Annotated in this window: 6 protein-coding genes; 3 read left to right on the top strand and 3 right to left on the bottom strand. The window is 49.9% G+C overall.

Annotated features, from left to right (window positions below; translation table 11 throughout):
* The first annotated feature begins 133 nt into the window (after nt 1-133).
* A complete protein-coding gene (locus EL628_RS18455) occupies nt 134-1,576 on the top strand; it encodes a sugar porter family MFS transporter (RefSeq protein WP_126581382.1) in 1,443 nt (480 codons plus the stop codon).
* 564 nt (nt 1,577-2,140) lie between these two features.
* On the top strand, nt 2,141-2,317 hold the full coding sequence (locus EL628_RS29890) for a hypothetical protein (RefSeq protein WP_161975595.1): 177 nt from the start codon (nt 2,141-2,143) through the stop codon (nt 2,315-2,317).
* Nucleotides 2,318-2,327: 10 nt separating this feature from the next.
* Here EL628_RS29890 and EL628_RS18450 read toward each other — a convergent pair whose 3' ends face one another.
* Nucleotides 2,328-5,402, bottom strand: a complete 3,075-nt coding sequence (locus EL628_RS18450; protein WP_126581381.1) for a sensor histidine kinase — start codon at nt 5,400-5,402, stop codon at nt 2,328-2,330.
* 158 nt (nt 5,403-5,560) lie between these two features.
* Complete coding sequence (locus tag EL628_RS18445; RefSeq protein ID WP_161975594.1) at nt 5,561-7,498, bottom strand: nitrilase-related carbon-nitrogen hydrolase; 1,938 nt, start codon at nt 7,496-7,498, stop codon at nt 5,561-5,563.
* 1,238 nt (nt 7,499-8,736) lie between these two features.
* On the opposite strand from EL628_RS18445, the gene thrS reads away from it, so the two are divergent.
* The gene (gene thrS / locus EL628_RS18440) at nt 8,737-10,527 is read left to right on the top strand and encodes a threonine--tRNA ligase (RefSeq protein WP_126581379.1); all 1,791 of its coding nucleotides are present in this window, start codon (nt 8,737-8,739) and stop codon (nt 10,525-10,527) included.
* 901 nt (nt 10,528-11,428) lie between these two features.
* Here thrS and EL628_RS18435 read toward each other — a convergent pair.
* Complete coding sequence (locus EL628_RS18435) at nt 11,429-12,904, bottom strand: hypothetical protein (RefSeq protein ID WP_126581378.1); 1,476 nt, start codon at nt 12,902-12,904, stop codon at nt 11,429-11,431.
* Nucleotides 12,905-13,020: the final 116 nt, after the last annotated feature.

The following is a 13,020-nucleotide window of genomic DNA, read 5'->3' as shown; positions in this document are numbered from 1 at the left end:
CTTTTGTGTGACGTTTCTCCCCCCATTTGCCTCTATACTGTAGTTGCCATATTCCAGCGTTGGATTTCAGCTTTGCGTGCAAGCTCTTGAGTGCAGTCAAGTAGATGTTTCTGCTCAGAAAGTGAGAGCGATCATGGCAGATAGTTCGCGGCCTTTTAATAATGAATCAGCTACTCGTCCCTTTCCAGATAAACCGCATTACGCAGCAAAAGTGTATCTCATAGCCATTGTAGCTGCCCTGGGTGGTTTCTTATTTGGCTATGATACAGGAGTCATTTCGGGGGCACTGCTGTATCTGAAGCAAGATTTTGCACTGAATTCGACTCAGCAAGAGATTGCTGTCAGTTCGGTTTTGATTGGCAGCATTCTGGGTGCTGTCGCGGGAGGGAGATTGAGCGATGGCTTAGGTCGTAAAATGAGCCTGATCATCATGGGAATCATTTTTGCGGTGGGAGCGATTCTGAGTGCCTTTGCGCCCAATTTTCCCTTTTTCCTGGTCTGCCGTATCATTCTAGGATTTGGGATTGGGGCATCCTCTTTCCTTGCTCCAATGTATATTGCCGAGATGGCACCGCCGTCTTTGCGTGGAAGCCTGGTTGCTCTTGATCAGCTATTAATTACTGCGGGCATCTCAATCTCGTATTTTGTCGATCTCGCTTTTGCGCATGCGGGCCTGGGTTGGAGACCAATGGTTGGTGTAGCCGTTATCCCTGGTCTGGCTTTACTGATAGGGATGTTGTTTCTCACAGAGACACCGCGCTGGCTGGCGGAACGTGGAAGATGGAGAGAGGCCGAGTTGGCCATGGATCATCTGAGCGTGGAAGAGCGACAGACAGAGTTAACGGCCATTCGTGAGGCATTGCGTGTAAATACCGGAGGGAAAGTAAAGCTAGCGGAGTTCTTTCAATCGGGCCTGACGTGGGCCTTGATTGCAGGCATTGGGCTTGCCATTTTTCAGCAGCTCGTGGGTATTAACACCGTCATTTATTACGCACCAACCATCTTCACCTTTGCCGGCTTCCAATCAGCGTCAAGCGCTATTCTTGCAACCAGCGTTGTAGGAGCAGTCAACTTCTTTACAACCTTGCTGGCGGTTTTTATCATTGACCGTGTTGGTCGGAGACCGTTATTATTGGGGGGCCTGGTGGGGATAATCATCTCACTTATCGTCATGGGATTTATCTTCCTGACAGGTGCCAGCAACACAGGGACTCTTGTACTGATCGCCCTGTTGGTCTACATCTTCTCGTTTGCGATTGGCCTGGGGCCAGTTTTCTGGCTGATGAGCTCAGAGATCTTCCCTACCCGTGTGCGTGCCAGTGGCGCAGCCATCTCAACCTTCTTCAACTGGACCTTTAACTTTTTGATTAGCGTCACATTCCTCTCATTGGTAAATGCCATCGGCATCTCCAGCACCTTCTGGCTGTATGCAGTGTTTGCCGTCATTGCTTTTGCCTTCTGCTGGTATGTGATTCCTGAGACCAAAGGCCGGACATTGGAAGATATTGAATCCTTCTGGAAGAATGATCGGAAGTGGGAGCCAGCTCCAACCGAGCGGCGTCTGGCTCATGATTAAATGTGGAATAGTTTGAGTGTAGTGAGAAGATAATCGTACTCTTCTGGAAGATAGCTACAACGGAAGGGGAGATGCTTGCATCAACGATATGCGTGGAGCAGAGCTCAACAGCGCATCCCCCAACGTTGTTCTGGGCAGCCCTTTCCGGAGCTATCTTCGACAGAATTGATTGGCACCCCCCGACCATTTCTCACTACAGATTCAAGTATAGCAGAAGCTCCTTTCGCCATACTTGCCTGAGACTTCACTGAGATTTTTCGTTTTTCTCAGCATAAAAGACCTGCTGAACAAAGGTGACACACTATCTCCATATGAAGATAGAGAAGACAATTCAGTGTGCTCTTACATAAGACAAAGGGCCCGGCTAGAAGCGAGAGCTCTGCGATCCTGCCTCAATCTGTGGTATGATAGAGGCAAGATCGGCACTTTTGAGAGCTCATTCTCCTCCTCTGTGATGAGCTTCTTGTGGAGTGTGCATCAATGTGTATGGCGTGCACTACCGCTGAGCTGAAGATTTCGCGGTTTTCTCGCCTTCCAAACTATAAAACAAAGAAGGAGATCGTGATGAAAGCAGTCAAGACACATGTTGGGCGCTGCGATACCTGTGGCGAGCCAGCTGCCTATGCGCAGTTGCTGGCAGGCGGGCGTAGCTTCCGTTTTTGTGAACAGCATGCTCCATTGCTTGTAAAGAAGCAAGCAGATGCAACCAATAGCAGCAACGAAGCAAATAGCAAGAAATAAATCTCGCCCTCTAAGCCATGGGCAATTGTATATGAAAGGTAGATCCTTCTCCAACGATCCCTTTACTTTCAATCCAGATCTTCCCCCCCATGGCTTCAATGAGCCGTCGCGAAATATACAGCCCCAATCCAGAGCCGCGCACTGGACTATTCATATCAGATTCCAGGCGAACAAAGCGTTGAAAGAGCTTTTCTTGATCCTGTACAGAGATCCCTTTTCCTTTATCCGAGATACTGATAATAATCAAGCTCCGCTGATCAAAGGTAATTCGCCCACTGAAGGTCAATGGTGAGCCTGGAGGTGAATATTTGAGCGCATTGGTGCTGACATTCATCAGAACCTGATGGAGGCGAAGAGGATCGGCGAAGACCAGCAGATGAGCAGGCACCTGGACGCGTATCTCGCGGTGTTCATGAGCGACCTGTGGCTCAATCATAATCTGTACTTTTTCAATCATCTCTTTCACCGAGACGCGGCTTATTAGAGCAGGTTTAATTCCCGCTTCGGCCTCTAAGCGGCTGGCATCCATGATATTGCGGAGCAGGACTGCCAGTTCCTCACAGCCCAGTTGAGCTTTTTGTAGAAACTCCTGACGTTGTTCCGCAGGCAGAATGCTGTCATACTGTGCCATCAGCTCGATATAGCCTTGCACAGCGGTCAGGGGAGTGCGTAGCTCATGGGAGGCCGTGATCATAAATTGATCCTTAAGCTGATCCAGCTCTTTCAAACGTTCATGTGTATCGTGGATACGTTGATAGAGCTGAGAATTGGCAAAGATCACGCTCACCTGTTCTGCAAACACCTGAGCTGAGGAGAGATCAGAATCTTCAAAAGAGAGATTGTTGCTCTCATCGGATTGAACGGAGCGGGCAAAGATTAAGATCCCTATTAATTCTCCGCCAGCGACCAGCGGAGCACAGATAGCGCGTTGAATGGAATGCTTTGAGAGCCGGGCCCGCAGCGTTGCCTGATTTCCTTGAGGCTCGCGAGGTGACCCATTGCCGATAGTATTTCCATGGGACTCTTCTGTTTTGCGGCGTGGTTGTACATAAAGCAAGAATGGATGGAGCGTATCCTGAGCTTCGGCCTCATAGTCAGAGAGAGAGAAAGAAGGCCACTCTTTCAGCCTCAGGGCAGATTGGTAGCTATTTGTGGTAGAGAGCGTCATCGGCTCCATGGTGTCATTACTTTTTGTCGCAATTGCCATCGGCTCCAGGCGTTCATCGTCGTGCTTGAGATAAAAGATGGCATATTCAGCGTGTAAGGCTCGAATCCCCTCCTCACAGATAAGCTGTCCAACCTCCCCTGGCTCTACTATCGTCGCAATCAAACGCTTCGAGATATTGGCAATTGCGCGAGCAAAATCCTCGCGGCGACGGGCTTCTTGATAGAGATAGGCATGCTCAATGATAGCAGCGATCTGCTCCGTATAGACACGGATAACCGCCTCCTCTGAATGTTGGATGCTAGAAAGCTCATGACGTGCGACGCCAAGACTACCTAAGATTTTGCCCTGGTAGCGAATGGGGAAGAACTCCATCAGAGCCACATGTTGTTTCTCCTGCCAGATGCGTACTTCTGCGGGGGTCTCAGGAATGTGTTGCTGCCAATAAACAATTGTCTGCTTGCCGAGTTTAACCGTCTGGTAGAGGATCGTATCCCCACGTAGGCGCCACTTTGTCGGATGTGTAGATAAGGCAGAGGTGCTGACCAGAAGATGGGATTGGCTGGTCAATTCGCGGGTATGATCTTCAATGAGCAGAAGCATAGCCGAGCTAAAGCCATATTCGGACAGAACCGTATTCACAATCCGTTCGCGCAAAGACTCAAGATCGCGGATATCAGTGAGCTGGGCCACAAGATGCCTGGCTCGCTCAGTCTCTGTAAAGCGGCGATCTCGTTCTTGTAAGAGCGTCTCGTTTTCGCGCATCGCAAAGAAGTAGCGGATAGCGATGAGAGCTGCGACAAAGATGCTTAACACAATAAAGGTTTTGGTCTCATTGTTCGCGGATGGATGGAACGCACTTCCTTCTTGAAGAGTCTCGATGAGGAGCAGCACACAGAGAATAATCGCGAGCGGCACATACAGCGTATGCATACGACGGCGATTATAAGAGAGAATACCAGGTGCTGGTAAATGAGCATCGTGCCAGTAGGTTCCGGTGAGATTGGGAGTAGTCATCCGTTCACGATAGAGATTGCGCATCAGACGAGAATAATGGAACAGCCCTGAGAGCCCGAGGAGTAAGAAGCTGATTAAGTAAAACGGTTCCATCAGTGTCGTGTCAGGGAAGGAAGCAGTCTGAAAAATCGAGAGATACGTATTGACCACATCTGACCAGAGCAGCCCCATAAAGCTAAGCGCGAGCAAGAGAAAAGGGAGGCGGAGTGCCAGATCAATTCCTTGTTGTAACACGAGTGCTAAAAAGAGCAGTAAGAAGATGTCTCCCATTGGCGCGGCCAGAGCAATAAAGACCTGACTGAGCGGGAGTGTCGTAGGGATCAATTGTCCCTGAATGTTGGTAATACTTTCGAGCTGAGAGACCAGGAACCAGCAGATCGCCAGAAAGCAGAGGGTAATAATGAGCACATCAAAGATCTTGCTGAGCCGGATATGGCCGATGCCAGGGATAACCATGAGGCCCAGAAATAGACAGGGATAAAATAACAGCAGAAAGATATAAGAAAATACCTGAGGAGTATTTAACGCGACGACGATATTGGGATCAGCAGGATGTTTTAGAGCCATACAAAGAAGAGCGCCAAAACCATTCGCCAGCAGGCCGCATCCGATGCATACCCACGCCATTCGTGCGCGTGAAGATTGGACAGGGCCATGATGAAAATGATAGGCAGTGCGGAAAGCCCAGCCTGCTCCGATGCAGACCGCTAAGAGATAGCTAACGCTCTTAAAGATGGCCGATAGCTGATCATCTGTCTGGAGTCCTCCTGTATGACTGTGAAAGATCAGCCAATAGAGGCTGATCAATACTAACAGGAGTGTAGTGATCAGAGCGATTGAATTCGTGCGATATGTTTTCTGTAACGCCGTCGTTGTGAGCCTGTCGTTTGTACTGACTCTCATGCATGCTCCCACTTTGCACGCGTATCTGTCGCGGTGTACTATTCGTGCTTTTTTTGCCTCTAGCGCGATCTATTGTAGCGCGAGAAGAAGACAATAGTTATAGATAAGCTTTACAGGAATAGATATGTGTCCCTGGTGTATCGAAACAAGAGAGGCGACTAGGGTAGAGATCTACGGACGAGATCATGATACCAAAAAGGTTGTCTACGGCGGAGCATTGGTTTGCTCCTGACGAGATTACCAGGGATGCCATCGAGAATATTGTACGCAAGCTCACCAGTGAGCGAGCCAGCCATATCGCCCGGGCTATACTCTAAAATGTGCGTTGTGCGTCGCCCGGTCTTCTGTTCACGTGTATCGATAGTCATCATCATCAACCCCAACTCACCCTCATCGGCAATCACCTCAACACTGGGATTCAGCCCGATGGATGGAGAGAAGATTCCACTCAGGCCATTGGCCGAGATGCCCGCCTGTTGTCCATACCAGTTCGCAATGGCGAGATAGATATTCTGTTCGGCGGCTCGGATACGCCAGAGCAGATGTTGTGGGGCTTCATGATGATCAAATTGATGGAATGTTTTGGCCTGTTGCAGATGTTGGGGGAACTGGAATGGGTGAGGGAAGCCCAGCAGTGCAGGGGCGCAGAGAAGGTCACAGCCTTGATTAGCCAGGACGCGCAGGGTTTCTGGAAAGAGGAGATCGTAGCCAGTTGCCAGCCCGATGCGGCCAGCAGGAGTATCAAAGAATGGTAGGCCAAGATCACCCTTACTGGCCCAGAGCTTATCCATAGGGCTCAGGTGTATTTTGCGATAGCTGCCATAGATCCCTTCCGGGTCCAATAGCAGTACCGTATTATAATAGCGCTCCTCCACTTTTTCGGCGACACCCACCACCATACTAAATTGCCACTCGTTGGCCAGGGCGACCAGAGCATCTGTCTCTGGTCCGGGAATCTGAATTGCCCCCCGTTGAAAATGTTGAATGATTGCTTCATGATGAGTATATTGTCCAGGCTCTGGTAGTGGACCAGGGACCACTAGTTCAGGAAGGACAAGCACGTCGGGACAGGCAGGAGCATTATTCTGCATCATTGTGCGGAGCTGCTCTCCAAGATGCCGAATCTGAGTAAGTTGATCCATCTCAGATGGTATCTGGAGCTCCATTTGAATAATGCCCACGCAGGAAAGTTGCCCTGGAGGCAATTCGCCCAGAGCATAAAGGCTATGGTAGCGTAAGGGTTCCCAGAGATAACTATTGTTGAGTAAGCCGGGATAGACTGCTGGCTGGCGGTCTGCCAGTGGTTGCCCCAGTACACGATCTGCATAGAGCCAGCGTTTATCCTGGCTTTGATGAAGATTGATCTCACCAGAAACGATGCCATTGCCCTTTTCCAGCAGAGCCTGTACCGAGCCATCGGGCTGAATAATACAACTGCCCCCCTGGAAAAAGATATTGCGCTCCTGCCCCGAGCGATCGGCGGCAATGAGATAGACCTTATTCTCGAAGGCACGTGCGAGCCACCAGGTACTGGGAGCGGGATCGAGCGTCCAGTTAGTAGGGAAGAGTAAGACATCGGCATGGTGCAGGGCTGCAATTCTGGCGGTCTCAAAATACTGTGCATCAGTTCCAAGCAGGATGCTTAAGCGACCAAGAGGTGTTTCCCAGACTGGAATGCCGAGATCCCCATCATGTGCCCAGCGGGGATCAGTAATGGATGCGTGCAGTTTGCGATATCGTCCAATCAAGCCATCAGGGCCCAGGAGAGCGGCACTATTATAGAAGACCTGCGTTTCGGGATCAACTTCTGGAAGGCCCACTGCAATAATGCATTGGAACTCCTGAGCCAGACGTTGGAAACGTTCAGTCGTGGGACCAGGAATCGCTTCAACATAAGGAGCGATCTCTTCGCGGGACGTCCAGCAGCTGCCAGTTGTCGCGAGTTCTGGAAGGACGATCAGGCGTGCTCCTTGTGCGATAGCCTGTTCAACCAGACTCAGGAGGTCCCGAATATTTTTCTCTTTTTCGCCAAGAGTAGGCTCATACTGAATAGCTGCGACCTGATAGGTCGTCAGCGCTGTTGTGAGCACGCTCATTGAAAGCATCCTGATATCTGAACTATGAATAAAGATGAGAATAAGGCCTGAAGTGCCGAAAAATTTATTTAGCCCTTGTATTATAGCTTCTTTTCCAGGGCTTTGTCTATTCCTTCTTTCTGGCGTAGGCCAACACGTATACCAGGGGAGTCACGGCAAGGTATCGGCAAGGCCTTTCCCGACGTGAAAAGTGCATAATGTATATTTTCGTGTGTAAAACAATAAGAGGAGTATGGCGTCTCCTCCCAAATCGTGAAGCTCCACCATGGTAGCCCCTCCATGGCTTTGTTTCCAATAATGCTATGGAGGGGCTCACAGCGTGGAGTGGGAGCAGAGGAAAGAGACAAGCGACTTTCCCTACTTTACATATTTTTATATCCGAAAGAGAGTATGATATGGCAATACAAGTAGGGCAGGTCGCTTGTCTCCTGCCGAAACGTCCCATTCCGCCATGCCAGCATCCCCATAGCCTCTGTTCTCGTTTTCCTCTTCCCATTAAGCCATAGAGGGGCTCACACAGCGGAGTGGGAGCAGCGGAAAGAGACAAGCGACTTTCCCTACTTTACATCTTTTTATATCCGAAAGAGAGTATGATATGACAAGACAAGTAGGGCAGGTCGCTTGTCTCCTGCCGAAACGTCCCATTCCGCCATGCCAGCATCCCCATAGCCTCTGTTCTCGTTTTCCTCTTCCCATTAAGCCATAGAGGGGCTCACACAGCGGAGTGGGAGCAGCGGAAAGAGACAAGCGACTTTCCCTACTTGAAAGTGCATAAGATGTTTTTGGATTGTTAGATGATAATACCAATATGGATGGTTGACCCACTGAGCTAAAAAATGGCTTTACTTCTAAAAAGGATTATGGTATGATGTAGACAATAGAATAAGCAGAACAGAGGACGTTAAAGCGAGACATGTCTCTTTCCGAAGCGGTCGACAGAGAGGATGCATCACCGGCTGAGAGTGCACCAACGATCATACGTAAGGGATACCCCTCGTGAGTCTGTACTGAGTCAGTAAAGTACACGCTTCAACCGCGGTAAAAGTTGTTTTAAAGCACGTTCTCCCTATCAGACCTTCGGAGTGATGCTAGCTACTCTGATTGGCGCTGATCATTGCATGAGATGAGCAGATGAAGGGAGCGTGAAAGCCGGGTGGAACCACGAAGAGTACACAACCTTTTCGTCCCAGTGTGGGATGAGAAGGTTTTTTTGTTTTGTATCGAAGGAGAAATTATCCATGTCTGTGGAAGTTGAATTAGAAGAGTCGGTCAACTATACGCCGATTCAACGCATGCGTCACTCGTCAGCGCACGTGATGGCGGAGGCTATTCAGGAGCTATTCCCCGATGCAAAGTTTGGGATTGGCCCGGCAATTGAAGATGGCTTTTACTATGATTTTGACCTGCCCCGCGCCCTCACTCCCGAAGATCTGCCAGAGATTGAGAAGCGGATGCAGCGCATCATTGCCGCTAAATATCCTTTTGTGCGCGATCGCTGGCCCCGTGAGAAGGCGCTGGAGTACTTTCGCGCTAAACAGCAGGATTACAAGGTTGAACTCATTGAGAATCTGCCCGATGCCGAGGTTGGAATCTATCAGCAGGGCAATTTCCTGGATCTCTGTCGTGGACCTCATGTAGAGAATACATCACAGATTGGTCCAATCAAGTTGATGCGTGTGGCAGGAGCCTATTGGCGTGGTGATGAGCACCGCCCAATGTTGCAGCGTATCTATGGTACAGCCTGGAATAATCAGGAAGAGCTGGATCAGTATCTCTGGCGGCTGGAAGAGGCTCAGAAGCGAGATCATCGTAAATTGGGGAAAGAGCTGAAACTCTTCTTCCTCAGCGAAGATCTGCCCGGCGGCGTGCCAATCTTCTTGCCACGCGGCGAGATGATCCGTCACCTGATGGAGTCCTATGTGCGTGAGACGCAAGAGCGTCACGGCTATCAACATGTCTGGACGTCTCATCTGGGCAAAGTTCGGCTCTACAAAACGTCCAAGCACTGGTATACCTATCGTGACAATATGTTCCCGGTCATGAAGGGTGAGCAAGAGGGCTCTGAAGATGATGCCTACATGCTGAAGCCAATGAACTGCCCACATCATATCATCACGTATAAGTCGCAGATGCACAGCTATCGCGAACTTCCTGTCCGCTATGCAGAGTTTGCGACGCTCTATCGGTATGAGAAGGCAGGTACGCTAACCGGTCTGGCTCGTGTGCGCAGCCTGACGCAGGATGACGCCCATGTCTTTATGAGACCAGATCAGATTCAACAAGAGTTCAACAATGCCGTGAATCTGACGCTGGAGGTGTTTGAGACGTATGGTCTGACCGATTATCATGTGCGCCTCTCGCTGCGCGATCCGCAGAAGAAAGAGGACTATGTTGGGAGCGATGAGGTCTGGGAGACGGCTGAGAGCGCTCTGCGCGATGCCGTTGAGGGCAAGGGCATCGAATATGCGATCGGGATTGGTGAGGCCGCCTTCTATGGTCCAAAGGTTGACTTCATGGTTCGCGATGCACTGGGCCGCGAGTGGCAGTGCTCGACTGTTCAACTGGACTTTGTCCAGCCTGAAAATTTTGAACTGGAGTATATTGGAGAAGATGGGCAGCCCCATCGTCCAGTAATGATTCACCGCGCCGTGACTGGTTCAACCGAGCGTTTTATGGCGATGCTCATTGAGCACTTTGCAGGTGCCTTCCCTGTCTGGCTGGCTCCAGTGCAGGCAATGATTATTCCGATTGCCGATCGCCACCAGGAGTATGCCAATCAAGTGCTGGAGTCTTTGAAGGCCGCTGGTCTACGGGCCGAGGTCGATAATCGTGGCGAGCGTATGAACGCCAAGATTCGCGATGCCCAGATGCAGAAGATTCCCTATATGCTGGTCGTAGGTGATAAAGAGGCCGCCGCAGAGGCCGTTTCTGTTCGCTTGCGTACCAATGTTGATCTCAAATCGATCCCACTGGCCGACTTTATTGAGCGTGTCAAAGGGATTACCAGCAGCAAGAGTATGGAGCTTTAAGCCTGTAAGCCCGCCCCCAATCAGTGAGGGCAAAAGATAAAGAGCACCTTTCTCGTTCCTATTCAATTTCAATTGAGAAAGGTGTTCTTTATCTTTTATATTTTGAATAATGTTAAGGGATGTCTCTTTCCTGTGTTCCTCAAGACGAGATTGGAAAGGTGAAGAGCCTTTCGTGTGGCGATGAGGGTGGAATGGATCGAGGCGGGCACCAGGGTAGAGTAAGTCACGAGGGCCATTATGCATGAAAGGCGGAACAGGGTGGAGTGGGTTACGAGCACGAGGGTCATCATGAATGAGGGGTGGAACGGGCGGAGTGGATCACAGCGGTCATTATGCATGATGAGGGGAACAGGGCGGAGTGGGTCACGAGCACAACGGCCATCATGCATGAGGAGTGGGGCAGGGTGGAATGGGTCACAGAGGCCATCATGAATGATGGGCCCTACCTTTTTTTGGCGATAAATCGCTCTTAAGGAGCAATTCATTGTAGAATGGCGTCAAGACGAGATTGGAAAGGTGAAGAGCCCTTTCGTGTGGTGATAGGAGTGCAACAGGGTGGAGTGGGTCCCCAAGCCCATCATGAATGATGGGCCTTACCATCTCGGGTAATAAATTGTCAATTTTAAGGGCAATTTATTATATAAAAAATTTTATAGGTTATCATTCATGATTACCATAGAATATTGCTATTTCCTTTGCTATCCCTAAGGAGAGAGAGCCAATACCTTGCCCTGGTAAAGAAACAATTGCCATCATGATGGTCCTTGCCTTCCATTATACAGGAATTAACCTTTAAAGAGCGATTTATCGCTCAAAAGAAGGTAGGGCCCATCATTCATGATGGCCGCTGTGACCCACCCTGCTGTCGATAAAGAAGTGTCAGATCAGTTGTAAGAGCCCGTTACTCGACCTTATAGAGCGCCATCACATCGCTGGCGTCTCTGGCCAGGAACAGCAAGCTTGATTGATAGGGCATGATATTCAAGCGGCGATAGCCAAACATAGGCAGTTCTTCTCCATCTTCTCGCACCCGGACGCCAGCCACAAAGACCTCTTCACTCACCTCATGCAACGTGGAGACCTCACGATGGCTAATCCGGACCCCTTCCAACTCTTCCTCTACCAGCCAGAAACGCTCGGAAGCGGGTTCGGCAAAGACATGGGCCCGCTTGCATGCTCCACTGAGGGGTTGGTGATGGGCAAAATGTGTACTCTCCAGCACCTTCCAGTTCCATAGCCGCCAGGTGCCATCCAGCAGATCGACTCCAACGACCATCGAACCTGCACAACAGAGCTCTGGACGCTCTCCAATCGCATCGGCTGCTATCTGCACAGGTTGACCATGTTCATCAAGGCAGGCAGCATGGCTCACCCCCTTCCCGTTCTTCTGAAAAGCCATGGCCAGGACCACTGTAGCCGTCTCTGCGTGGGGTGGTCCTGCTACTAGCGCGACCTGTGAATCCGGCCAGAATAGATAGCTAGGTTTTGCATCGGTCTCGATACCCAGATCAGGGGCATAGACCCAAAGTAGTTGCTGCCAATCCCTGTCCCAGCCGGTAAGCCAGGCGCGCCATTGAGTTCCTTCATGGGGCGTCCCCTTTGGAAGCTCCATCTGTGTTCGTGGCCAGCTCTCTGAAGAAAACAGAACGAGTAGATGTACTTTTGCATCGCTATAGATCAGACTCAATTCTGACTCTGCAAGGGTTGTGCTCTGTTGAATATGTACCGCAGATGTGAGATGTGCGTTGGGGGTACCTGGATCAAACTCCGCGTTATCTGGCAACCAGACCGTCTGCGGAGATGTCCAGAGAGGAATCTGACCCAGATGGTCATCGTTTTTTGTGATAATGGCCAGTTCATCTCTCATGGCCAGCCATTTGGCCTGTTGTATAACGATATCTCGCTTAGTAATCTCAGGAGCTCGAAGATGGACATCGAAAGGCTTTGGATACAAAAAAGTATAATAGTCAGGCCAGATCTGGAGTGCTAATGCAGATTCCATACCACCTGTCTCCACAGCCTCATCACGATCGATCAGACATAAAGGGGAGAGGCCAGTTTCAGGAGAGAAGGTGCGCATCGCTATATACTCTTCATCTATCGACTGTACAATCACCCAACGCTTGTGAAATGAATCATAGTATAGCAATCCATCAAGCATTTTTGCCTGATCGGGACCTGCATTTTTATAGACAATGGTGTGCTCAATGGCCTGCGCTGTGAGGTTAAACAGCACCAGTACAGCAGTTGCGTCCAGATGGGTTACCCCCTGCAATGTAAAGAGCATTCCCAATATAGGACCCTCTTCTTCAACCAGACACATTGCATAGCAGTAGAGAACCGCAGGATGAAAGCGATGAAGGATCGTTAAATTCATGAGAATAATCTTCTTCCTTACTTCCCACTAATTGATCAGATTTGAAACTGCTAGCTTGGATATGCAGTCAACACAAATGGTATACCATCAGTTAGGTCACACAATGGCTGTACCAT

Source organism: Tengunoibacter tsumagoiensis, assembly GCF_003967535.1.
Lineage (GTDB): Bacteria > Chloroflexota > Ktedonobacteria > Ktedonobacterales > Ktedonobacteraceae > Tengunoibacter > Tengunoibacter tsumagoiensis.
This window is presented reverse-complemented; position numbering and strand designations above follow the sequence as displayed.